The 25298-nt window shown below is 35.4% G+C and carries 22 protein-coding genes; 8 read left to right on the top strand and 14 right to left on the bottom strand.

What is annotated here, in order from left to right:
* Positions 1–216 precede the first annotated feature (216 nt).
* Positions 217–1443, top strand: a complete 1227-nt coding sequence (locus AC6CHK_RS08755) for a cation:proton antiporter (RefSeq protein WP_498095273.1) — start codon at positions 217–219, stop codon at positions 1441–1443.
* Between the two features lie 347 nt (positions 1444–1790).
* Here AC6CHK_RS08755 and AC6CHK_RS08750 read toward each other — a convergent pair whose 3' ends face one another.
* The 4 genes from AC6CHK_RS08750 to dinB form a co-directional block, all read right to left on the bottom strand.
* The gene (locus tag AC6CHK_RS08750; protein ID WP_498096213.1) at positions 1791–2042 is read right to left on the bottom strand and encodes a transposase; all 252 of its coding nucleotides are present in this window, start codon (positions 2040–2042) and stop codon (positions 1791–1793) included.
* 71 nt (positions 2043–2113) lie between these two features.
* On the bottom strand, positions 2114–2254 hold the full coding sequence (locus tag AC6CHK_RS08745) for a hypothetical protein (RefSeq protein WP_498095272.1): 141 nt from the start codon (positions 2252–2254) through the stop codon (positions 2114–2116).
* Between the two features lie 35 nt (positions 2255–2289).
* Positions 2290–5343: a DNA polymerase III subunit alpha gene (locus tag AC6CHK_RS08740; protein WP_498095271.1), complete on the bottom strand. Its 3054-nt coding sequence runs from the start codon at positions 5341–5343 to the stop codon at positions 2290–2292.
* An 11-nt stretch (positions 5344–5354) separates the two neighbouring features.
* The gene (dinB, locus tag AC6CHK_RS08735; protein WP_498095270.1) at positions 5355–6497 is read right to left on the bottom strand and encodes a DNA polymerase IV; all 1143 of its coding nucleotides are present in this window, start codon (positions 6495–6497) and stop codon (positions 5355–5357) included.
* Between the two features lie 61 nt (positions 6498–6558).
* Between dinB and AC6CHK_RS08730 the strand changes: the two genes are divergently transcribed.
* Both AC6CHK_RS08730 and AC6CHK_RS08725 read left to right on the top strand, forming a co-directional pair.
* Positions 6559–7320 (top strand): XRE family transcriptional regulator, encoded by a 762-nt coding sequence (locus tag AC6CHK_RS08730; protein ID WP_498095269.1) that lies wholly within the window; start codon positions 6559–6561, stop codon positions 7318–7320.
* A 122-nt stretch (positions 7321–7442) separates the two neighbouring features.
* A complete protein-coding gene (locus AC6CHK_RS08725) occupies positions 7443–8057 on the top strand; it encodes an alpha-ketoglutarate-dependent dioxygenase AlkB family protein (protein ID WP_498095268.1) in 615 nt (204 codons plus the stop codon).
* Positions 8058–8666: 609 nt separating this feature from the next.
* Here AC6CHK_RS08725 and AC6CHK_RS08720 read toward each other — a convergent pair.
* Positions 8667–10466 (bottom strand): T9SS type A sorting domain-containing protein, encoded by a 1800-nt coding sequence (locus AC6CHK_RS08720; RefSeq protein ID WP_498095267.1) that lies wholly within the window; start codon positions 10464–10466, stop codon positions 8667–8669.
* A gap of 1244 nt (positions 10467–11710) precedes the next feature.
* Positions 11711–12163 (bottom strand): hypothetical protein, encoded by a 453-nt coding sequence (locus AC6CHK_RS08715; protein WP_498095266.1) that lies wholly within the window; start codon positions 12161–12163, stop codon positions 11711–11713.
* Positions 12164–12462: 299 nt separating this feature from the next.
* On the opposite strand from AC6CHK_RS08715, the gene AC6CHK_RS08710 reads away from it, so the two are divergent.
* Entirely contained in the window at positions 12463–12624 is a 162-nt protein-coding gene (locus AC6CHK_RS08710; RefSeq protein ID WP_498095265.1) for a hypothetical protein, read from the top strand.
* A gap of 74 nt (positions 12625–12698) precedes the next feature.
* Here AC6CHK_RS08710 and AC6CHK_RS08705 read toward each other — a convergent pair whose 3' ends face one another.
* From AC6CHK_RS08705 to AC6CHK_RS08695, 3 genes are all read right to left on the bottom strand, one after another.
* The gene (locus tag AC6CHK_RS08705) at positions 12699–14183 is read right to left on the bottom strand and encodes a serine hydrolase (protein ID WP_498095264.1); all 1485 of its coding nucleotides are present in this window, start codon (positions 14181–14183) and stop codon (positions 12699–12701) included.
* Positions 14184–14256: 73 nt separating this feature from the next.
* Complete coding sequence (locus tag AC6CHK_RS08700; RefSeq protein ID WP_498095263.1) at positions 14257–14718, bottom strand: phospholipase D-like domain-containing protein; 462 nt, start codon at positions 14716–14718, stop codon at positions 14257–14259.
* A 1221-nt stretch (positions 14719–15939) separates the two neighbouring features.
* Complete coding sequence (locus AC6CHK_RS08695; RefSeq protein WP_498095262.1) at positions 15940–16101, bottom strand: hypothetical protein; 162 nt, start codon at positions 16099–16101, stop codon at positions 15940–15942.
* 165 nt (positions 16102–16266) lie between these two features.
* On the opposite strand from AC6CHK_RS08695, the gene AC6CHK_RS08690 reads away from it, so the two are divergent.
* Together AC6CHK_RS08690 and AC6CHK_RS08685 are read left to right on the top strand one after the other, a co-directional pair.
* The gene (locus tag AC6CHK_RS08690; protein WP_498096211.1) at positions 16267–16569 is read left to right on the top strand and encodes a phospholipase D-like domain-containing protein; all 303 of its coding nucleotides are present in this window, start codon (positions 16267–16269) and stop codon (positions 16567–16569) included.
* Positions 16570–17281: 712 nt separating this feature from the next.
* A complete protein-coding gene (locus AC6CHK_RS08685; protein WP_498095261.1) occupies positions 17282–17770 on the top strand; it encodes a hypothetical protein in 489 nt (162 codons plus the stop codon).
* An 842-nt stretch (positions 17771–18612) separates the two neighbouring features.
* Here AC6CHK_RS08685 and AC6CHK_RS08680 read toward each other — a convergent pair.
* A complete protein-coding gene (locus AC6CHK_RS08680) occupies positions 18613–19131 on the bottom strand; it encodes a GNAT family N-acetyltransferase (RefSeq protein WP_498095260.1) in 519 nt (172 codons plus the stop codon).
* Positions 19132–19535: 404 nt separating this feature from the next.
* Positions 19536–19919 carry a winged helix-turn-helix transcriptional regulator gene (locus AC6CHK_RS08675; RefSeq protein WP_498095259.1) on the bottom strand — a complete coding sequence of 128 codons (384 nt, stop codon included), beginning with the start codon at positions 19917–19919 and terminating at the stop codon, positions 19536–19538.
* A gap of 151 nt (positions 19920–20070) precedes the next feature.
* On the opposite strand from AC6CHK_RS08675, the gene AC6CHK_RS08670 reads away from it, so the two are divergent.
* Together AC6CHK_RS08670 and AC6CHK_RS08665 are read left to right on the top strand one after the other, a co-directional pair.
* Complete coding sequence (locus AC6CHK_RS08670) at positions 20071–20838, top strand: nuclear transport factor 2 family protein (protein WP_498095258.1); 768 nt, start codon at positions 20071–20073, stop codon at positions 20836–20838.
* A complete protein-coding gene (locus AC6CHK_RS08665; RefSeq protein ID WP_498095257.1) occupies positions 20825–21070 on the top strand; it encodes a DUF2798 domain-containing protein in 246 nt (81 codons plus the stop codon). The genes AC6CHK_RS08670 and AC6CHK_RS08665 overlap by 14 nt, the downstream gene beginning before the upstream one ends.
* Positions 21071–21442: 372 nt before the next feature.
* Here the strand turns inward: AC6CHK_RS08665 and mobC are convergent, their stop codons facing one another.
* The 3 genes from mobC to AC6CHK_RS08650 all read right to left on the bottom strand — a co-directional run bounded on the left by mobC (position 21443) and on the right by AC6CHK_RS08650 (position 25161).
* Positions 21443–23458 carry a conjugal transfer protein MobC gene (mobC, locus tag AC6CHK_RS08660; protein WP_498095256.1) on the bottom strand — a complete coding sequence of 672 codons (2016 nt, stop codon included), beginning with the start codon at positions 23456–23458 and terminating at the stop codon, positions 21443–21445.
* Positions 23459–23558: 100 nt separating this feature from the next.
* Positions 23559–24326 (bottom strand): methyltransferase domain-containing protein, encoded by a 768-nt coding sequence (locus AC6CHK_RS08655; protein ID WP_498095255.1) that lies wholly within the window; start codon positions 24324–24326, stop codon positions 23559–23561.
* Positions 24327–24339: 13 nt separating this feature from the next.
* A complete protein-coding gene (locus AC6CHK_RS08650) occupies positions 24340–25161 on the bottom strand; it encodes a helix-turn-helix domain-containing protein (RefSeq protein WP_498095254.1) in 822 nt (273 codons plus the stop codon).
* Between the last annotated feature and the right edge of the window lie 137 nt (positions 25162–25298).

Below are 25298 nucleotides of genomic sequence, written 5' to 3'. Positions count from 1 at the left end.
GGCAGCTGCATCGCGGGTAGTATAAAAAACAGCGATTTTTCTGAGCACATCTTTTATTTTATTAAAATAGCTATTTGACATAGGGTGTAAATAAGTAATGGCGGGATATTTGATAATTTACCCCTGTTCGTTTGAATATTTTCAGCTTTGCTTAACTTGACTGAATATTATAGCAATCCACCAGTATTCTTACAACAAAAACAATTTATTTCCTTTATGGATCAATATCTCCTTATTATAGTAATACTCGGGGCTGCCATTTTCAGTGTGGCCTGGATGCCCGGGATTTCAAAAAAAACCGGGATTTCGTATTCTATTTTTTATGTAGCAGCAGGGTTCTTACTTTATCGCGCAGCTCCCGGTTTTCTACCAGACCCGATGCCCCAAAAAAATGAAGATCTGACTCTTCATTTAACAGAATTGATTGTTATTATCTCTCTAATGGGGACAGGTATTAAGATCGACCGTAAATTTTCTTTTAAGAGTTGGTCCTCTCCATTAAAACTGGTGGGATTAACCATGTTATTATGCATCGGTGCAGCATCGACAGTGGGTCATTACTTTTTAGGATTAGGAATTGCATCGGCAGTGCTGCTGGGCGCTGTTCTTGCTCCAACCGATCCTGTTCTCGCGTCTGATGTACAGGTGGGACCACCCAATGACGAAATGAAATCAGAGGCCAAGTTTGCGCTCACAGCTGAGGCCGGTTTAAATGATGGAATTGCATTCCCGTTTACCTGGCTTGCAATTACAGTGGGTTTAATGTTGTCTGGGAAGGAGGGAAGTCTTTTTGAATGGTTTGCATTTGATGTCATATACCGTATAGCTGCCGGAATCATTATCGGGTTTCTTTCCGGCAAAGGTCTCGGGATATTATTATTTAAACTTTCTAAAAAATATGAAACGCTAAAAACCAGAGATGGTCTGGTGGCGGTTGCAGCTACCTTATTGGTGTACGGAATAACAGAAATTTCACATGGTTATGGTTTTATTGCCGTTTTTATCTGTGCTATCACCTTGCGGCATTTTGAAAAAGAACATCATTATCACGATAAGCTTCATTCCTTTACAGATCAGATAGAACGTCTGCTGCTTTGCTTGCTGCTGATTATTTTTGGAGGAACGTTAGCTATGGGTATTTTGGATCCTATTACCTGGAAAATGGTTTTGTTTGCAGCTATTTTTCTTTTGATAGTAAGACCTGTGTTCGGGTGGCTGGCCCTTACTTCTGCAAAAATGAAAAACAGAGAAAGGCTTGCAATCGGATTTTTTGGTATCCGTGGAATGGGCTCGATATTCTATCTTGCATTTGCTTTCAGTAAATTTGATTTTGACCATCAAGATGAATTGTGGGCTGTCGTTTCTCTAACCATTCTTTTTTCAATATTGATTCATGGTCTGACTGCGACACCCGTTATGAAACATCTTAAGAAAGAAAAATAGCATCAGTATTGTTGTTTCTGACGAAAAAGCCCCGACATTGTCAGGGCTTATTTTAGTGAACGGAAAATTATATTTATTTATGTTTTCCCTATCTGTTCCCAGTGCTGAAATTCTTATATGTTCTTTATAGGAACTTCCTTTTCAATTCTTATAGGTATGTTTCTTACCAGAATACCGCTTCCGTACATTTAATGATTCGAAAGATACAATCAGTAATAATGCTGTAGTAATGAGATGAGTTTTTTCATTTTGATTAATGGTTTGATTGGATAGAGTAAGTTATTTTTTTTCACCAGGCTTGTGTATATGCGGTCTCAAACCAGGGTGCTGCGGTTGAGACTCCGGAGTTACCCGTCTCTCTTGGAGAAGATGCCTACCGCCTTTTTTAAGATGTCACGCTCAAGCTTTGTTTCTTCCAATTCCTTGCGAAGTCTCAACAACTCTTCTCTTATGGGATCGGAGGAAATTTGTTTTTCCTTTGTAAGTTTACCTTCCTTGTGAAGTTTTCTCCAATTGACTAAACTTTCTTTACAAATACCCAATTCTTGAGCGACTAAAGATACATTGCCTCGCTGCTCACTTAAAGATACTGCTTGGATCTTAAATTGGCTTCGCCGAATCTTCGATTTCTAAACTGTAATTTTTTCTGATCTTTTTCATACTCTTAAAGTTAAAGAGTATAAGAATTGTGTCCTAACAAAGTTAGCAACTCCAATCTCAAAATGCTTTTGTTTTTGTTACCCTCAAAACTGACGATTACGGAATTATGATCGTTACTTGTTTCATCAACGATGGTCGCTTTGAGTTTCATGTAAGAGATTGTTATTTTTGAGTATATTTTCTATTCTAAATCATTTTCTGTCTCGGTAAACCGATCTCATGCTCCTGCGGATAAGGTTTTCTCTGCGTCATGCTGACATCTTCATGAAGTGTTCTGGCTGCTTCTAAGGATTTTTCTTTGTCCATCGAATATCTTGGATCAGGAATGAACGGCATCTTAGCCATTTTATGAATAGTGATGGTTGGAAAGTGAAAATCGACTTCTACTGTTCCCAATAATAAATAGCAGCCTCCGCCCTGAAAAGGGTAATCGGCAAGACAGTTAGGGAAATGTGCCGTGTCAAAATATTCTCCTTCCGCATCGATCCAGGTTCCGAAAAACATCACTCCTCTTTTCGTAGGAACATGTTTTCTGGAAATCAGATAAGCGAGCATTTTAATCTGTTTTTTGTGATGTTTAACGAGATCTTTCGCCATTATAGTGCCTCTGTATTTGGTCTGCAATAGATCAAAAGGACTGAATGAAACAGAAAAGTCCAGAATTTCAATTTCATCGAAAGCATCTTCAAAAGGATTTCTGATAATGGTCGGAAGTTGATAAGCTTTATGCGGTTCATCCAGTAGGGTAGGATGACGGAATGCCGACTGGTCATTTCCAAATAGAAATCTGGCTTCAATGAGCAATTCATGTTTCTGTTTTCCAGTAAATCTGAACGCACCGATAAAGATCAGAATCTGCAGGGTTTCAATTCCAATCGGAATCCTTTTGACAAAGTTTTCCAATGATTTGTAATCACCGTTATTTCTTCTTTCTTCAGGAATCATCATGGCGATTCTCCCTTCAACTTTCTCGATATGCATCATTCCTAAATAAACATCAGTTCCATATACCGTCGTCTGATATTCGCTGAGGTTGACGCAGGGATTTTTGATGTTCGCTCCCGACATTTTCGCTTCATGGACATAGACTTCCGTTCTGTAAAATCCACCACCGTTGTTGATAGCACAGACCATAAACTCAATAGGGTAGTACACTTTCAGATATAAACTCTGATAACTTTCTATAGCGTAAGAAGCTGAGTGCGCCTTACAGAAGGAATATCCTGCAAAAGATTCGATCTGACGATAGACTTCTTTCGACAGTTGTTCAGGATGTCCCAGTTCTCGACAGGATTCAAAGAAATGATCTTTGACTTTTTGCAATGCGGATAGTGAACGTCCTTTTCCGCTCATCGATCTTCTCAGAACATCACCGTCTGCGGCTGACAACCCTCCGAAGTGCAATGCGATTTTAATGACGTCTTCCTGATACACCATAATTCCATAGGTTTCACCGAGTTCTTCTTTAAAGACCTCATGGAAATATTCAAATTTTGTCGGATTGTTATGTCGGAAAATATACTCTTTCATCATTCCGCTCTGTGCAACTCCCGGACGGATAATGGATGAAGCAGCAACCAGTGTCTTATAGTCTTCACATTTCAGTCTTCTTAACAAACCACGCATCGCAGGACTCTCAATATAAAAACAGCCGATGGTTTTTCCAATACTGAGGTAACTATTGCACTTATCTTCATTTTTTGAAATCGTTGTGTCTTTAATGTCCACCGTAATCCCCCTTTTTTCTCTGATGAGTTCTACCGTATCTTTAATCGTTCCAAGTCCTCGTTGGGATAAAATATCAAACTTTTCAAAGCCTATGTCTTCAGCAGTATGCATATCAAACTGGACAATCGGAAAACCTTTGGGTGGCATCTCGAGTGCTGTGAAATTGGTGATCGGTTCCTCCGAAATCAAAATGCCGCAGGAATGCATGCTTCTCTGATTCGGAAACTTTTCCAAGAGCTTACCGTATTTATGCACCAATTTAAAAACGGAGTTGTCATCATGCTCAGTCATGGATTTGGTTGCCAAGACATCCAATTCTTCTTTGGGTAAACCGAAAGCTTTTCCGACTTCCCTGAAAATGGACCGGTATTTAAATTCCACATTGGTACCACAGAATGCTACATGCTTTTTGCCGTACTTATTAAAAATATATTCCAGGATGGTATCTCTGGTCTGCCAGCTCCAGTCAATATCAAAATCAGGAGGGGTTTTTCGGTTGAGGTTGAGGAATCTTTCAAAATACAGATCCAGCTCCAAAGGACAGATATCGGTAATCCCTAAACAGTAACTGACAATCGAATTGGCACCGCTTCCTCTTCCCACATGCATAAACCCCATGCGGTTGCTGTATTGAATAACATCCCATGTGATCAGAAAGTAACCGCTGAATTTTAACTGGTCGATCACTGCCAGTTCTTTTTCAACTCTTGTTTTTGCTTCGGGATGATCTGTGCCATATCTTGTTTCCAAACCTTCATAAGCGAGTTGGGTCAACAGCTTAAAATCATTCTCCCGACTGTCTGTGTAATACTGCTTGTTCTTCGGCGTTGAAAAATCATAATCAAAACTACACTGGTCAATAATATCCGCTGTATTTTGTATAATTTGAGGATAGTGACGGTATTGATCCAACAGTTCTTTTTTATTGACAAAGGTTTCGGTGTCTCTGCAGTAATCATCATCATTCAATTTGCTGATGAGGGCATTATTGTCAATCGCTCTTAAGATTTTATGGAGATTGTAATCCAATTTGGTTTTGAATGTGACAGGTTGTAAGATGACCATTTTATCAATCAGCTTTTTGAAATCAGGCTTTACGAGATGATTCAGTTCTTCAGGTCTGATTCCAACATACTCGTGTTCCTGCAAAACTTCAGGAAAGTTCTGTAAAGGATAAATGACAATGGTATTTTCAAGGATTGGATTGTGTTTTGGAATTTCGATTCCATCACAATTATAATCCGTCAACAAGCGATTAATCTCTCCGACACTTTTCTGGTTTTTTGCCAAGCAAATATAATAGAGCTCACTTTCGACTCTGATCTCCACTCCGACAATGGGTTTAATACTACTTTCATTACAGAGTCTGAAGAAATCATAGATTCCTGTAATGGTATTGATGTCGGTGAGTGCTAAAGTTCTGACTTGATGATCCACACCCTGCTGAACCAGATCCTGAAGCGAAATGGTTCCGTATCGAAGGCTGTGATAGGAATGGCAATTGAGAAACATATCATTTATTTTTATCTTAAGAGTCCGGACGCTCTGCCCACACTTCCGGTTCCAAACCTGTTTTTAATCTTATCCATGGTTTGGTACAAGGAAATCAATTCTTCGGTATCTTCGAAAAGATCCATCTGATGACAACCATGAACCAATCCCGTGAACTTGACTCCGATCAGACGTATTCGCATTCTTCGGGTATAGACTTTTTTAAAGAGTTCCAATACATATTTGAGCAAAGTATGGTCTGCTGATGTATAAGGAATTCGGCACTGCCTGGTCTCTGTATCGAAGTTGGAATATCTGATCTTGACCGATATGGTTGACGTCAGCCATTTTTCCTGACGAAGTTGGAAAGCCAATTGCTCGACCATTCCTGATAAGATACTTCTCAGGTTCTGTACATCGATGGTATCCTGAGAAAAGGTGTTTTCTGTAGAGATTGATTTTCTTTCAGAATAAGGAACAATCGGAGTGTTATCAATACCATTGGCTTTTTTCCAAAGTTCGCTTCCGTTCTTACCGATGAGTTGGTGTAAAACTTCAATAGGAGTTTCAGATAAGGTCTGAATGGTTCTGATCCCCAATCTTGATAATAATTGGAAGGTCACGTTTCCGACCATCGGAATCTTTTTTACTGATAGAGGATTTAAAAAAGGTTTGATATTCTGTTCCCGAATTTCAAATCTTCCGGTCGGCTTTGATTCTCCGGTGCCTATTTTAGCTACAGTTTTATTGGTAGATAAAGCAAAGCTTATCGGTAAGCCAGTGTTTTTTGTGACAGCATCCACGATTTCATTCGTCCATTGGTAACAACCAAAAAACTTGTCCATTCCTGAAAGATCCAGATAAAATTCATCGATGCTCGCTTTTTCCAGAACAGGGACTTTTTCCTGAATCACATCAGTCACCATATGTGACATTTTGGAATACATTTCCATGTCTCCTTTGATCACTCTTGCTTCAGGACATAATCTTAAGGCCATTTTAATGGGCATGGCACTTCGTACACCGAAAAATCGTGTTTCATAAGAGCAGGATGCCACCACACCACGGTCTCCACCTCCTATGATCACAGGCTTTTTCTCCAGTTCGGAGTTTTTAAGCCGTTCACAGGAAACAAAAAACGTATCCAAATCCATATGCACTATCGCTCTTTCCATGGCGTAAAATTATTACGTTTTATTACAAAAAATCGTATATTTGTTGCTATAATTCATAGCAATGTCAATTTTTTCAGAAAACATCAGGTTTTTAAGAGATAAAATGAAAGCATCCCAACAGAAGGTTGGTGATGAAATTTCGATCACGCGCGGGAGGTATGCAACCTATGAGGACGGAAGGTCGGAACCACCTATTGAACTGCTGGTGAAACTTTCCAAATACTATAAAGTGAGTATTGATCTGTTGCTGACCGTTGATTTGCGGAAGTATCCTTTAGAGGATATCGTCAACATTCCAAACAACAGAATCTTGTTGCCGATGAAAGTAGATCATACGGGTGAAAACCGAATTGAAATTGTTCCCCAAAAAGCAAGTATGGGATACCTCAGTGGTTACAATGACCCTGAATTTGTGGAGGGGTTGCAACATCTCTCACTCCCTTTTTTAAGAAACGGAAAGTTCCGGGCTTTTCCTGCAGACGGTGATTCGATGCCGCCTTACAATGACGGAACCTACATCGTTGGAAAATATTTGGAAGATAAGAAAGATCTGAAGAAAGGGAAGACGTACATATTCATTACGAAAGACGGTATCGTCTATAAAAGATATTCCAAGCAAAATGATTCCGGCAGTTTTGTTAGCTCTGACAATTCTTTCTACGAACCGTATGAGATTAAATGGTCGGAAGTCTATGAAATCTGGGAATTTGCTTGTAGCATCAATACTCAGGAACTGAGAATTGAAAACTTGGAGTACCAGGAAATCAGAAGTATGTTCGAGGAACTAAGATCAGAGATCAGAAGTTCTAATAAAAATATTTAGTAGAGAATTTATTTTATAGTACATATGGAAAAAGCTTTCCTGTGGGGAAAGCTTAAAAACACAAATGATGAAAAATTCCCATTGTGGGATAGTCAAAAATAATAAAAATAGTTAATAAAACAATGGGTCAGCTTAGTTTATTTAGCGCAGAAGAATTCTATGATTTTCCAAAGGATTTGTTAGAGTTCAGGGAACATTTCCTGACGGCAGAAGAATCGGATCTTCTTTTCTCTGAACTTCTTGAAAATACTCCTTGGAAACAGAGAACTCAGACGATGTATGACAAAAAGGTATTGACTCCACGTTTGACAGCATGGTATGGGGATAGCGAGAAATCGTACAAACTAGGTGGAAGTGAATTTGAAGTGAATGCATGGACGCCTGAACTGCTATCTTTAAAGAGTAGGATAGAAGAATCTTTTGGACATCAATTTAATTCAGTATTACTTAATTTATATAGGGATAACAATGATTCTGTAGCCTGGCACAGGGATAAGGAAAGCAGATACGGTGATAGACCGGTTATTGCATCACTCAGTCTCGGACAAACCAGAAAGTTTGACTTTAGAAAACTGAATCATCATGAAAGTAAATATAGTATTCCGCTTCCTCATGGATCTTTGCTGATGATGAAAGGAGATCTTCAGGAAAATTGGGAGCATCGTATCGCCAAGTCTGCATTGCATATGAAAGAACGGATTAATTTGACTTTCCGTTTGGTGAATGAGATTGCTTAGTTATGATGGTTTACTGATCGGAAATCTTAATAATTTTGATACAACAGGTCGTCATTTATGTCTGAAACTTTTGAATTAAAATACAGACAATACCCGCAAACCTGTCAGGCTAGCTAGTTTATATCTAGTATAGGGTATAAACCGGAAAGAGATGATAATTCACTTTCTTTCCGGTTTTTTTCACTCCAAACTCATGATAATCTGATAGATATATGATAGTAAAAAGTTGGTTCGAATAGCCCGATAATGATTTTCGAAAATTCCAATCTTTCAGGGAATATCGAACCAATTATTTGACGTTTTAAAGTTATCCCCACTAGTATAGACTTTAGCAAGATACGATGTGAAATAAGGCATCATCAAGTAGTTTTGGAAGATCTAATTTTTCTGACCTTTTCATGCTTTGAAAGATAAAGAGTATAAGAATTGTCTCATGCAAAGGTAAAAAACTCCAAAACCATAAAGCTCTGGACTTCGTGCTATTCCTAATAAAAATCATATGAAAAGTAAACACATTGGGTTGTAAATTGCACATCACCCAATTGAAATTCCGATCACCTGTAGCGAGTAACTGCCATTCTTGTTTGACTGTGCAAAATAACAGTGGTATCATTTTTTTACTATCATCTTGAAAACTTTCACTGTTTTCCCGGTATTGTCAGTAATTTTTATAAGATAATTTCCTTGGGAAAGCGTTCCGCTGAAATCAAACCGTTGCTTTTCGGAATTCGACAGTATTTCTTTAGCAAAATGTCTTCCTGATGCATCCAAGATGGTCAATATCAACTTTTCTTTTTTCAGAATATCCCCAGCAATAGTAAAAATTCCGTTGTTGGGGTTATCATATAAGATTAAATTTTTGAACTGATCATTTTCAGATGTAGAAAGCTCCTGTTTTTTATCGAATCGTGCAAAAAAACCGTTGATTTCAAGTCCTGTACTAGGAATCCTTGTCGGCATGAAAGAGCCTTCTGTGGAAAATCCCGAGTTGGAATTTGTACTTCCATAAAGAAAAAGAGAATTTCCGTTGCATGTAATATTAATTGATTTAAAGTTTGAAGATGTAGTAGAACTTCCTCCATAGTATGAGCTCCACATCAAGTTTCCTATGTTATTAAACTTGGCAAAAAACTGATTAGTAGTATTGGGGTTCAAATTTTCAGGTACATCTCTGTAAGAACCCTGAGTTGCGAGATTGTTGGTTGATCCCTCTGTGCTCCCTGAAATATAGATTTCCCCATCATGAACATTGATAACTTTATCAAACGTATTTATATCATTACCATTTCCACCAAAGTAAGTACTCCATACAAGATTCCCTGTATGAGAAAATTTTGTAACAAACAGATCACTTCCACCAGTAACTTGAGTTTTGTAGGCCCCTGGAGTAGCAAAGAAATTTGAACTATCCATATTATAGTCAGTCCCGGTTAGATAAAGCCCATTTTCATCCGCATCCAAATCGTATAAGAGATAAAAGGATGAATTTTTGGCAGGTCCATAATAAGTTCCCCATGTTCTTTGCCCGTTTACGGCGTTCATCTTTGTGATCGAAAATGATGAAGTTGTAGTTTGTTGAGCCGCGGGAGTTGCTATGGTGTTTAGTGAGGGGTTAAGGTTAGTACCTGTTATGAGATAGAGAGAATCGTTATAATAGATCATATTAGTTATAACTGAAGGAAGGTAGGTCGCCCATACAAGCTGACCATTTGTGTTTAATTTTGCGAGATAAGGATTTCTAACAATATTCCCCTGAGAATAGATAATATCAAAATTTTCCTGCAAAACACCTGTTGTGGAAAGATTCTGCATTAATGTTAGACCAGTAATGAAAATATTCCCAGACTGATCTAGACGAACGCAATTATTACTAAGATCACCAGGCAAATAGGTCGACCAAATGATACTTCCGTTTGGTGTTTTTTTGACCAACATGTTTTTTGCTGTCTGGATCGGATTGATCTGGAGCCATGTGCCCGGACTAGGCAATAGTGTTGACGAAGCAATGGAACGGTAAACATACAATCTGTTGTCTTGATTGTCGATGCCAACCAAATACTCCGTCACGAAATTAGAAGAAAGATTTGTCAAAAAATTATAACCAAAAAGTAAAGCATTTCCAGATGCTGATATGCCGAAATCTGTTCCGTAATTACCCTGCTGTACGATGTAAGCGTGGCCTGTTCCGACAAGAAATTGATTATAATATGTAGCGGGAGTCGTAGATGAAGTGTAAAGCAAGGTATTGACAAACATGTTCAACTGCGAATCAAACATAATTTCTTTTGGTGAAGATATTCCTTGTGAAGAAGTACCTGCCGGACCAAAGTAGGTGCCCCAGATTCTCTCATATTCCTGTGCTTTCAGATCCGCAAACAATAGAATAAAGCTCAAGAGTATTCCTGACATGTAAATGTTTTTCATAATAATTCTGTATAAAAATCAATTTAAAGTGATTTTTTTGGTATGCGAAAGATAGAAAATATTTTTTTAAATATTAACAAATTTTAAGAAAAAGATTAAATATCACTTTTTTTAATAAAGATAACTCATTATAGTTCCAGTTTTAGGTAAAGCAGCAAAATATATCCGTACTTATAGTTTATGTATATTGAAAAAACTTGTTGATCTTGCGAAAATAATTTATAGACGAAAAAACTATAAAGAAAAAAAACGAAGCTTTTTTTGCTGAAAATTTTGTTCTTAAAACAAAACAAAAGAGCCACTCAGCAAGCGGCTCTTTTGTATAGTATTTATAAATTAGTTGCTAAAATTAGAATTTTGTTCTCTACATATTGCATTAAAATAAAACGTTACTATCTTATCGTTTTTTGAGACTTAGTCTATCGGTTAATAACGTTTTGGGGCTTTGCTTCTTGTTATCTTTAATATTAGTCTTCCCACTCAGCTTTGTCAACGTACATTTGTGAATATTTAAAATCGTCAAAGTCTGAATAAAAGTCGTGTTAGGATAACCTTTCTCTTTTTTACTTTTCCAAGTTAGATGAACTAAAGCAAACTGTTTTTTCTAATCCTTGTTTCTTCACTTCAAATAGGATACTGTCATTTCTTTGGTCCTGGCAAAATGCAGAAAATTCACTTTCAAACAGAACATGTTTCTTCTGTTTACTTAGAAAGTCAAAGAATGGTTTCTCATTAATTCCTTTGTGAGTTCGTCCTCCAAAGCAATTTTCTGTTCAATTTGTAATTCATTCCAAGGTGATCAAGGGGCCAAAGAACTAGGTTTCGGCTGATAACCATTTTTATAAGCCCTATAAAATCCACAAACAAAACCTTAAGGAAGTATGGGAATATAAGTGTAGCATCACAGCCGAAGAATTTGGCAAAAATGACCAGGAATTAGATAGTGCAGCAATCATTAAAATGATCCTTTCAATCTATAGTAAATGCGATTGAGGTAATTTTATCTTTGGTTAGTCCAATATTTGAACTTTTTAATTCCTTTCCAAAAAATATTAGGGGAAACTTACTTTCTGTATTTTCTGTATTGATATTAACGATATCTCATTCGTGAAGATATTTTGAAGTTCTTGTGTGGTAATTCCATTGTGATTAAAATTAGGATTAAGTGTAGCAAAGACTAAAATCCGCCTCATCTTAAATAAAACGAGACGGATTAATATTAAGTACTGCTAGTTTTGATAATAAAGCCAATCGGTTTTATAATCGCTACACCCACTAAATAAATAAGTGTCAAATGCCAGCTTAAATCTATACTTTTTCTTTTCTTTGAAAGCCTTTGAAATCCTTCCTGGTACAACTGGAATTCTGTATTCCTTAGACTCAGTACTTTTGAGACACGTCATTTTTCCTAAGCAGTTCGCTATGTTTAAACAGTTCGCTCCATCAAAATTATATTTTGTATCCTGATATTGTTTTAATTCATCATTATAAACCTCTATATCTGTTGGTCTAGCCCATAAAGCAGAATATTGCTTGGGAACTTTTATTTTTTTGCTCTCTATATTTTTGATAACAAACACTATTTCTCCATTTTCCGAAAGTGTGCTATTAGAAAATGACAGTTTACAGGTCTGCTGAGCAGATGCAAAACTTACAAAAAGGACTAGAATAAACTTATTCATAATAAATTTTTATTTAAAAAAACGTGAATTTGCAAAACTGGGTATTTCTCTTCATTAATTTAATTATATTTTAACAACTAATATATAAACATTCATTTGAGTTTAAGTAGTTATATCGTGACTATCGTTTTTTGAGATTGCAATATTATACTAATTATTTCTTAAAATATCCTAAAATGCGTGTGTTACTCAGTAGATATTATAGATTAATATTATTCTACAAAATCGTCATAATTTTTATTAATGGTCTGTTTTATGCTATAATACAGTAAGTCCGTTAAACACCACATTAAATATATATGAAAAATTCGAATAACTTAGAGAACACATCTGGTATTACAAAAGAAATCGAACGTCAGAAAGCACTTAAAGCATTGGAAAAGGCAAAATCATTAAATCGGAAAGTTGTTTTTCTTGCTAAGGGAGCTTCAGGACATGTCAATCCGAATATTTTGTTTTAAATAATCAGAAATTAAGTATTTTTTTGATCGTTTTTTGAGATTTTATAATAACTAATAAGTTTACTTATACACTCTCATTTTTTATCTTTTAAATAATTGGCAGCATTGATATTGTCGGGGTTTAACTCTAAAGATTTTTTATAGTTAAAGATAGCCTCCTTCCGATTTCCAAGTGTTTCCAGTATTTCACCATAGCTATCGTAGACATTGGAACTTTTAGGAAACAACAGGGTATTCAATTTAAAAATTTCCATTGCTTCATTTTTTTTGCCTTGTTCTATAAGCTGATACCCCCAGGAATTGACTTCATCCTCGGTCAGACTAAAGTTTTTATGGTCTTTACTGATTTTGTTGAAAATTTTATTGGCATCTTTAAAACCATTTTTTAACAGTTGCTGGCGCAGGAACTTCAAATTCTTACTTAATCCGAAGCCGTTTTTTAATTTCATATCCGAAAGATAGAAACCGGCAATTTCATCAATGAACCATTCGGGGTTTGAGCCCTGAAGATTGGTTAACACGATTACCGATAAATTGTCCTGAGGATAGACAAACAATGCGGAGCGCATTCCGCCAACAGGTGCCAGCGCAGGATGCTCTTCTCTGACTACTGTCGGCCAGCCTAGGGCATAACCATTGGTTAACTTATTGAATCCTCCGATATTTCCGTTATTCAGTCTGGCTGTAGCAAACATCTGATCCAGGCTTGACTGTTTTTTCAACAGTTTTTTGCTTTGGAGTGCAATAAGCCATTTGGCCAGGTCTTCGGATGTCGAAATAATCCCGGTTGCAGTTCTGAAAAACAGAGGAAAAGTGGCATAGGCATTATGCAGCTTTCCGTCATTAATCCACTTTCCGCCATCATTGTAAATGGTGGAATATGAGTTTGAATTATTTGGAATGACATCGTTTGAATCGCCAAAACGGGTGGAGACCATACCGCAGGTCTTGAATTGATTTTCTTCAATGAACTTCGTGAAATGCTGGCCGCTGAGTTTGGTTATGATCCTTCCTAAAATATAATATCCTGTCTGATTGTAACTGAATTTGTCTCCGGGACTAAATTCCATTGGTAATTTTCTTACCATTTCCCAGTTGCGATTTTCATCACCATCCCCCAATACCTGTTCCTTTTCGTCTATATTATTGGGAAGACCGGAAGTATTGCTTAAAATCTGATCGATCCTTATAAATTTCCATTCAATAGGAATATCGTCAATATATATGGAGATCGGGTCTTTTACATTTAATTTACCCTGTTCCTGCAGCTGCATTATTGCCACCCCTACAAAAGCTTTGGTCATAGAATTAATCGAAAAGGTTGTTCCTGGACTTGTTGCTACCTGATGTTCCAGGCTTGCGAAACCGTAATTTTTCAGTTTATCAATTTTTCCGTTCCGTACAATTGCTAACTGAAGACCAGGAATTTTCGACTGTATCATTTTTTCTTTGATGAATACATCAATACTATCTGTGGTGTTTTGAGCAATCACTTGTTTGGAAAATGAAACTGCAAATAACAATAATCCAATCTTAACGGTTTTAAACAGCCTTCTCATTTTAATAGTTTAGTGGTTCACTAAATTAAGACAACTAAAGCAATAATTTTATTACATTGATCGTTTTTTGAGATTATTCGTTAATTTTCGAAATTATTTCAAATTCTTCCCTTATTATTTCAGTTTTTATTTCCAAAAATTGATTGGCAAACTTTTTAGCTTCTAATCGGCTGTCAATAATTGAAATAGTTTCATTGTTATATTGCGCTTTATTTGTCCAATTATATGATCCGTGAATAACTTTTTCTAAATCAACAACACAAAACTTGTTGTGCATTAGAGTACTGAATTTGTTATTTGATGGTGCAAGAAAAACTTCAAAGTGATCCTTTAGTTTCTCTTTTAATATGGAATTAATTTTATCATCATTCAAAATAATTTGAATATTCAGACCTTGCTTTGCTTTTTTGTATAATAGATTTGCTAAATCTTTATCAGTAAACCAGGCAACTGCAATCCAAACAATATACTTAGCCTTAGTTATTTCTTCAGAAATAAAATCCTTTATATTCTCAAATTCTGAAATTAGTCCCAAATTATCTGAATTGAAATATTTTGAAAGAAGGTCAACAAATACCCAAATCTTGAGCGACTAAAGATACATTGCCTCGCTGCTCACTTAAAGATACTGCTTGGATCTTAAATTGGCTTCGCCGAATCTTCGATTTCTAAACTGTAATTTTTTTCTGATCTTTTTCATACTCTTAAAGTTAAAGAGTATAAGAATTGTGTCCTAACCAAGTTAGCAACTCCATCATCACTATTATTTTTTTCGTAGACATAACCCAGTACACCCGCATCGGGACAGTCATACACTAAGATCCAACGTAAATACTTATTTTTGTGAATAAAATAGCGATGAGAATAACATCATGCTTCCAAATAAAAGTTTTTCATGGTATAATTTTTATCAAATATAATAAAAGTGACAAATACATTTAAAAACTCAATTCAGCTGTTTTTTAATCTTCCATAGTAATTGAAGCATTTAAACTATAGTTTTTAAATTTGGGATATGAAAAAAGTAAATTTTCAGAAGTTCAGATAATTAAGATTCTATTTAAACCAAAACCAAGTAACACTACGTTTTTTGAGTATTTCATAACTACGATCCGTCCATTTTTGATTAAAGTTCAGGGAAAATAGAATATGATCATTAATGAAAAAAGGAGCAGTACCATTTTTCATTCATCATTATTAAAATTATTTTCATGATCGATTAATCAAAAACATAATAAACTGTCAAAAAAATAAAACTCCAACGTCTGGATTTTGAATAACGGGTGGTTTAATAAACTATTTTTACTAGCACACGCGAATATAAATTAGTAAACAACCTGCAAAGTCAAAGGACTTTGCAGGTTGTTTTGGTTGAATTTTAAAAAGTAGATGGCTGGCAGAAATCAGGCGCGCAAAAATCGGTGCAACCCATTTCAAAACCGTTGCCAGGCTTGTCTTTTCTATGGTTTTGAAAAAAAGGTTGCGGAAATATACTAGATTGATATTGTAATTGCAGTACTAAAAACAATCACGAAAATATTTTATAGGTGGGGCTAGCATTAATTATTCTTTGTAATGGAAGATAAGATATTGGTGTTGCTACATCAGCTGAATTAGAAGACGTTGAGGAAAAAATGATTGCTTAATTAAATAAATACAATGACTAGTGGAAGCATGAGGCTAAGAATGAAAAGTAATATTAAGATAACAAAATAAATTTAAATAAACGATCAAAAAATACTTAATTTCTGATTATTTAAAACAAAATATTCGGATTGACATGTCCTGAAGCTCCCTTAGCAAGAAAAACAACTTTCCGATTTAATGATTTTGCCTTTTCCAATGCTTTAAGTGCTTTCTGACGTTCGATTTCTTTTGAAATACCAGATGTGTTCTCTAAGTTATTCGAATTTTTCATATTTAATGTGGTATTTAAAGGACTTACTGTATTATAGCATAAAACAGGCCATTAATAAAAATTATGACGATTTTGTAGAATAATATTAAGCTATATATTATCTACCTGAGTAACATAAGCATTTTAGGATATTTAAGAAATAATTAATAAACTAAGGCTAAGTATATTGTTTGGATTGCAGTTGCTTGGTTTACTGATAAAGATTTAGCAAATCTATTATACAAAAAAGCAAAGCAAGGTCTGAATGTTCAAATTATTTTGAATGATGATAAAATTAATTCCATATTAAAAGAGAAACTAAAGGATCACTTTGAAGTTTTTCTTGCACCATCAAATAACAAATTCAATACTCTAATGCACAACAAGTTTTGTGTTGTTGATTTAGAAAAAGTTATTACGGATCATATAATTGGACAAATAAAGTGCAATATAACAATGAAACTATTTCAATTATTGACAGCCGATTAGAAGCTAAAAAGTTTGCCAATCAATTTTTGAAAATAAAAACTGAAATAATAAAGGGAAGAATTTGAAATAATTTCGAAAACTAACGAATAATCTCAAAAAACGATCCTTATACGGATGAAGAAATATAGAATATGGCTATTACAAAGTAAATACATCTTATTATTAAAAAAGATGTTGAAGATTGGATTAGTAGTACAGCTTTTGGAATTAGAAGATTTATTTTTTTTGGTGATTTACGGTAACCCGCAACTGATAACAGATTATGATAATTATGTTTGATTAGGGCATATAAAACTGTGAAAAGACAATATTGCTTATGTTTTTTCGCATAGCTAGCCGAATTTGGGTGAATATGCGATAAAATATAGCGTGTATAAACAAGTTAGTGGCAATTTTACAAGACCACTCGTCAAGACAAACAACACGAAGAGAAATGACAAAAAACAAACCTATTCCTTGCCCTGAATGTGACAGAGAAAAATACTTTGAAGGACTTTGTTATGATTGAACAACAGAAAATTGAGAGAGCATTATGAGCTTATGACCAAGACCATATCAAGACAACTATCGAAAATATTATTGCCAAAATTGAAACTATTGACAATTGGGAAGATGTCTATAAAGATTTCAGCGGTTTATTGGCGTATCAAGACATTGACACAAAAGAAATTGCAACAGTAGCATTTGAAAAGGTATTTTTGATCCGCCAACTTTGTATAGAAATGCATTAGAAGAAATTCAAAATAAATTAATTGAGCTAATCTTAAAACCCGGCTGTAAAGACGCAAATCACATTTTAAGTTGTCTGTCCGTAATTGGAAGTGAAAAAGCAAGAGAAATTTTTTATGAATTAGAGGAAAATCCATTGCCTTGGCGAAAAAAACTTCACGTTAATCCATCGTTTTATGCAGAATTAGGAGGTTGGACTTTTGACGACAACGGAAAACGAATTGAACTAAATTATAAAGAATGCTACTCAATCACTAACGAAGAAAGAGAAGACAATACAATAAAAATAGGCGAAGCAAAATCCGAAAATTGTTTAATCTGTAATTGTCAAACTGTTAATATTTTGATAGTTAATGGAAATGATGAACGATTATCATTCCTTGAGCTGAATGGAACTTTGAAAATTCCAATCTTTCCAAACTGTGCAAGTATGTGCGATAAAACAATTATTCGTTATCAATTTGACGGATAAAGCAATTTTGAAATTTTAGAACCTTTTGAAGAAGAAAATTATATTTCAGAAGAAGATTTTAAAAACTGACAAATAACAATTTAAAATTATCACTGACTAAAAAACCAGTTTACTTTTCTTGTGGAAACGATGATATTTCAGCAATTGGAGGAAATCCTGAATGGGTACAAGATTGGCAATACGAAAGTGGTCCAGACTGTAAAAAGAAAATGAAATTATTAGCTGCTATTTCGTGGGACCAAGTTATAGACGGTTCAGAAGGAATATTGTATATTGAAATTTGTATAGATTGTTCAATTGTAGTAACCTTTCACCAACAGACATAAAACTGCCACTAACAAGGGTTTTGCAATAGTGGGGCGGACTGCAAGTTCAACGGTATTTCTTCGGTTCAACTTTTGTGCAAAATTGAAGATTTGTGCTTAGATTGTCCCACCATCGCAAAGCCCCGAAATTGAAGAAGCTGATTTATCGCTTGTTCATATAACAAATTAGTAAATGCTTTGACAAGTTTACAATTTCTAAAGATTTAGCGAGGTAATGAAATTTGCAGAAAATTCTTTGCAGATTGATTTAGGAAATTACCATAAAACCATTTTTGAAATTCGAAACAGAAAAAAGGACCAATAAAAATTATCCAGCTACTCAACGACAATCTTATGCAATATTTCAAAGAAAGTGAAGAAGAGCAGTGGTAGTATCATACGTATGCCATTACAATTCTTCTTTTCAATTTTAAAGCTAGTTTATAATACAATACACTAATCAATAAAAAGTCTCCGCTCTGGAGTCTTCTAGAACTAGCCGACTGGTCAAATATATTGATAAGATATTTTAAAGTATTAAAAACCTTCTTTAGGTAATTTAATTTCAAAATAGCACACATCTGCATTGTGGTAATGTGAAGGAAGATTCACGAAATTTTTCAACTTTTTGATTCCTAAAAAACTAAATCCACAATTTTTGTAGTGTTGAATCAGCTTTATATTTTCACCACAAGTATCCATACGGATATATTTTTTGTCTTTGGCGAAATCTTTTGCCCAATCTACGATGATCTTTATGAAATTGTTGCCTCTGAAATTCGGGTTTGTTGCTATTCTATGAATGTAAAGAGAAGAAACCCCGTCGTCATCTTCCCAAATCTCCGGGTCGCTGTATGTAATTGCCCAAACGCAGGCAATTTTCTCATCAATCAACAATTTAAATTGGCGGTTTTCAATCACTTCCCTTTCTATTAATGCTTCATCAAATTGTGGCCATTGGTTTCCAGGAAACTTTTCCTTCTGAAACGTCGTGGCTAATTTATAAAGTTTAAAAATCTCAGGTATGTCGTTTTTTGTACTATTTAATATTTTCATTATATGTTGATATTTATACGGTTGATTCTAAATTGCTTTAAAGTTTTCAAAATCCAATTCTTTAGCGTTCACAATCTGAATATAATTTTCACTGAAATATTTATTAATCAACATTTCATCATACTTTTTATTTTTCAATTACGTCTTTGAATAATACTCTGATAAATCCATATTATTTATTTTTTACAAAGTTACTTTGAGCTAAACGTTCGAAACGATAACAATAAAGAAATGCTTTGTTGTTGAAATTATTGCCTGTTTCGTATTCGCTTAAAGAAACGGGTGCAATCCCTAAATACGATGCTTGCTTAATTTGTTTAAAAATATATAAACTTTAAAGATTTATCTTGATAACGAGCTTACCATTTTTTATCAAAGTTTACGCTGTCAATTATAATTATACCCTATAATGATGTTTCATTGAGAATAGTTTCAGAGTATATAATTTCCTGTCTCTTGTAAAAATCATTCATAAAATCACTTCCCCAATTTTCCATCATATCAACAAGTGGTACCAACGATTCACCTACTTCAGTTAAAAAATATTCGACTTTAGGAGGGAGCACAGGATAAATAACTTTTCTTACAACGCCATATGCCTCCAATTCTTTCAATTGTAAATTTAAAACTCTTTTACTCGCAAGCGGATGTTTCTTCGCGAGCTCACTAGGTCTTCGGATTCCTCTATTGATAGAATTAATTAGGCAAGGCTTCCATTTACCTCCAATAATCTCAAATGTTATACTAATGCCACAACTAAAATCTTTCGGTATTTTTTTCTCGTACATGGATAGTCTCTTTAGGGAACAAATTTACAATATATTTCGTTTTCAGTACCATAGGATAATATTATCCCTATACCAATATTTTTACCTGTATTTTTTTACGTGCACAAGGTCTGTACTTTTGTCAATAATAATTAATCATATAAATTAAAAAATGGAATTATCAAATAGAGACAAAGCTGAAGCTATACAAAATAGCATTGAAACTGAAACATTATCAGAAGTGGGATTAATCAATCCTAATTCTTATAAGCAACATAATCCACAAGTAGCAACAGGCTTACAAGCAATTTTGGATTTGCATGAGCAAATGCCTATGGATAAGGTCTACACTAATGTAGTTCGAAAATTTCAAGATGGTGATTTTGGATTTGTTCATGTAGACTATTTCCTTTTTGAACCTACGGTTGCTTTTGACATACACCGGTTTGAAAATGGTGTAAGCGTTGAACATTGGGATAATCTTCAAGTCAATTCAAAAAAGCTGAACAAAAGTGGAAGAACAATGACCGACGGAAAGACCAAGGCAATAGATCATCATAAAACTGAGTTGAACAAAACCCTTGTAAAAAACTTTTTTAAAGACATTCTTGTTGATAGACGAATTGAGTTAATATCAACTTATTTCAGGGGAGATGAATTGATCCAACATAATCCACACATGGGCGACGGCGTACAAGAATTTCTTAGTACGTTGGAAAAATGGGAAAATGACGGCAAGCCTCAGGTTTATAGTAAAATACATAAAGTACTCGGAGAGGGAAATTTTGTCCTGGTATTAAGTGAAGGTTTTTTTAATGAAGAACACGTTGCATTCTACGATCTGTATAGAGTTGAAGATGATAAAATTGTAGAACATTGGGATGTCGTTGAAACAATACCTGAACCTGAAAAACGAAAAAATGATAATGGTAAATTCTAAGAAAGATAGACGCTACCAATTAATCAGCACCTTTTTTGTTGTTCTACCGACAACTTTTATTATGTCAGCCTTGTCAAGTTTAAGTAAAGGGGTTTCGCTTGAAAATTGGATCGGTGCACTTTTTAAATCTTGGCTTATTTCATTGCCTGTTGTTTACACTTGTGTATTGCTTCTCTTACCACTAGCTAATAAATTGACTGGTAAGATTTTAGATAAGAAAATAAATGTATAAATATAGAGCATCCCTAAAATTTACATCTTTTGGGGATGCTTTATATTGTATGTTTTAATCTCTCATGATCTTTAAATTCCCAGTAACCGTTAATTGGGAAATACGGTTAGAGATAATTTTAAAAAGTAAAGTTGATTTATTAAAAACATTCATAATATCACCATAATCTTGTTATAAAACTGTACGGTTTTGGTTGAATCTATCTAAAGGTTTTCGAAACCTGTTATTTCGTAAGAGGCTAAGTACTTTTATCAGAATAATCACTTTAACACTAAAAAACAATTTTGAGGTATTTGCACTCAAGAGAAATCCTCAATCTTCAAAAGCCGTCAATTTAGAAAAAGCTGGATGTTCCTGAAATGAATGAGCGTATCAAATAGACTTGTGTTCTTGATTATCTATCAAATGCTGTAAATCGGGATCATTCTTGATACGCTCCGTTTCACTTACAACAATATTCAGGATGTCTGATTTTATTTGTTTGTAATTACTTTCAATTTCATACTTCATCTTATCCTCGCCCTGCTCATTTACAAAAGATAAGATTTGCGGTATCTTATGATAGGCTTTGGTTTCAGCTGCGACCTTTTCATTATCCACCACAATTTCAGCGTGAAATATCTTTTGCTCAATACGTTCATCGAAGTTATCCGATACCGAACCAACAAATATACCTTGTGTAAGCGTTGAAATTTTGGAAGCCGGAATAAGGCTATCTAATTGGGTTGATATAGAGGTCGATTTATCGTTACGGTTGATGGTTATACTTTGGCGTTTCTGCAATATTTTGCCAAAACGTTCCGAAAGGCTTTTTGCCGTTTCTCCCACCACTTGACCGCTGAAAATATTACCTACAGTATTCTGTATTACCTTGCTCTCTTTGTCGCCGTAATCCCTGGTTAGTTGCGAAAAATCCTGAAAACCCAAACATACTGCTACCTTATTACTTCTCGCCGTTGCAATAAGATTGTCCAGTCCTCTAAAATAAATCGTGGGCAGCTCATCTATAATAACCGAACTCTTTAATTTGCCCTTTTTATTAATCAGCTTTACAATTCGAGAATTGTAAAGGCCCAGTGCAGCCGAGTAAATATTCTGACGATCCGGGTTGTTGCCGACACATAATATCTTGGGTTCTTCCGGATTATTAATGTCAAGTGTAAAATCATCACCTGTCATTACCCAATACAACTGCGGGCTAATCATTCTTGACAGCGGAATTTTTGCTGAAGCTATTTGTCCCTGCAACTGGTCCTGTGCGCCGCCTTGCCATGCATCCATAAAGGGTGATAGGTAGTTCTCCAACTCGGGGTATGAAGTTAAAATCGTAAATACGTCCGAATACTTTTTATTCAGTAATTCAATGGCATGCGGGAATGTACAATACCTGCCATCCTCATAGATTTTCAGATACCAGATTATTGCAGCCAAGAGGATAATCGGACTTTCCACAAAAAAATCCCCTTGCTTTTGTATCCATGATCTGTTGAGGTTTAGCATTATGGTATAAGCCGCTTCGTAAGCGTCAGAAATGTCGGTCATAAAGTCGGGATTGAGTGGGTTGCAACGATGGCTCTTTCGTGGATCGTCGAAATTTATCACGTAAAATTTCGGTTGATTTTTGTATTTATCCCTATGCTTTAACAAATGATTGTAGGCAATGGTGGAAAGGTCGTCAAACTTGAAATCATAGATGTACATCGAGAACCCTTTCTCGATCTGCTGCTTGATATAGTTGTTGATGATTGCATAAGATTTTCCCGAACCCGGAGTGCCTAATACGATTGATGCCCTGAAAGGATTTACAATGTTTATCCAACCATTGTTCCATTTGCCCTTGTAATAAAACTTGGTGGGCAGATTGACAGAATACTGGTTTTCCATTAGTTTGGTTTCCTGCTGAAAACTCTCATTCTCATTGTTGAAAACGTCGTTCATCAGATTGTTGCGAAGCAAACGGCTCATCCATACACCTGCCATCAGCAAAACAATATAGCCTAACGAAATAGTAAGGATGTAAAGAAACGTACCTATTCCCGGAGATCGCTTTAGCAACGGTGTATTCATAAAGAATAACACAAGGCCAACGCTCAAAGCTACGTAAATTTTAGACCTGGTTATCTTCTCATTCTTTACACCTCTTGTACCTAAACAGCTCAACGCCAATAATACCAAAGCAAAAACTTTGGTATTTAAGGTGTGTGAAAACAAACCTGCTGTTAGGTCTAAATTGCGTAATATCTTGTTGATAACATCCAAAGTCCAGCCACGCTCTAAAAAGAAACCATGGCAGAACCAATAAAGGTGCATCAGAACCAACAGAATACTGACTGCCCGCATAAAAGCCATTATTTTGGCTAACCCTCTTAAATCATCTTCTCCCTGCATTATTTTAAGTTAATGTTTTGGACGTGAATTTAAAGGCTCTTTGAAATGGCTACAAGAGTGTCGTAGCTATTGGCAGTGGCTGGCGGTATTTGGTATTTTATTATTCCTTTTTTCCATACAGAAGTAGGCGTTTGAAAGCATAAATAGCCGGGAATTTTATAAATGCGGTTTCAATACTCTTTTTGTATGCCGTAATAAAAATATTTTGTTCCTCTTCCTGCATTCTCTCCAAATAAGGTATTAACGACGAACCGGCAATGAAATCAAACAACTGTTGCGAACTATCGGCTATAATTGGATATACTTTTTGAATGATCTGTATTTCTCCCAATCCGCTGTCAAATAGAATCTGCGTATATTCATCACTACTTAGTACTGGAGATATTCTTTTCCAACCGTCTAAAAAATCTACGAACGGCTTTTCCTGAACCAGTTCAAGGAGCAGTTTATTGAGTAGGTTTTCATTCTGAACTGGCATCTGTACTGCAAACTGGCCTTGATGATTAAGCTTTGAAATCAATACAGGAAACAATTCCTTGTGATTACTTGTCCACTGCAAAGCCGCATTGCTGAAAACCAGATCCCAGGATGAATCACTTTTTGCAAACGCTTCTATGGACAGATTGCTGAACTGTAAATTTTCACGGGCATATTTATCGGATTCAGACAGCATTTCTTCAGACAAGTCAATACCTAGAAATGAAGTGTTTTCAAATTTTCCAGACAAGATTGCAGTTTGTTCGCCTGTGCCACAGCCGATGTCTATGGCGTTTTTTAATCCCTTTGCTGAAATCATTGCTGTTAAATCAAAAAAAGGTTGGTATCGGATGTTTTTAAACTGATTGTATTTTTCAGGGTTCCAAGGCATATTCAATTGTATTTTAAAGGTTATCGTTAAGTTGGCTTAGCAATTCAGTTGGTGCATAGCCAAAGTGTTTTTTGAATGCGAATGAAAAGTGTGACAGGTTTTCAAACCCCGTCTCGTAACAGACATCAATCGGGCGTTTCCGCTTTTCCGTAAACTGGTAATGTGCCAGTTCCAACCTTTTTTGGGTGAGCCAGCGTTGCGGTGTTGTATGGAATACTTTACTGAAGTCTCTTTTAAAAGTAGTCAGGCTTCTTCCGGTCAGGTAACTGAATTTTTCCAAAGGAAGGTTAAACATAAAGTTCTTTTCCATATATCCTACCAGATCGATCTTACCCGGGTCCTTAAAATTCGCCAATGTGTTGTCTATACTTTTGTCGATCGTTCTCAGGATGCTGATGGCTTCTGTAATTTTCAAGGATGCGATATCCTCTGGCAAAACGCTCATATCGAAATACGGAATCAGGGACGATAAACAGCTTGCCAACAAAGGGTGATTGCTGAAGTGATAGATTTTCTGCGATTCAATAGCTTTAAGCTGTACATCCAGATACGCATAAAAATCTCTTAACCTTGCTGTGGAAAGGTGCATTACTACCGTTTTGTGTGGTTTTCCGTCTTTAGGATAATTGATGATAGTAGCTAATTGGTTTCTCGGGATCAGGAAAATATCCCCTTCCTTAAAAATGTAAGTCGAATCTGCCTGAACGATTTTTGTTTCGCCCGAAATGAACCAGATCAACATATGATGCTCAAACATAATGTCTGATTTAAAAAACTTGTCCTCATAGCAGGAAAGTTTGATGTCATCTGTTATATATTTTGCCTCGTATTGCATGGGTATGTCTTTTATGCCTGTCCTTTTAAGAATACAGTATGGTAAAGATAAAAAATATCAACCATATGACTTTGTTTAAAAGTCCAGTTTAACTTTAAGACAACAGAGATCCAAAATCGGCTCCCGTTCTTCTGCCT

The sequence above is a fragment of the Chryseobacterium sp. GQ58 genome, from assembly GCF_059758895.1.
Note: the sequence above shows the minus strand (reverse complement) of the source record. Positions and strands in the feature narration are given on the sequence as shown.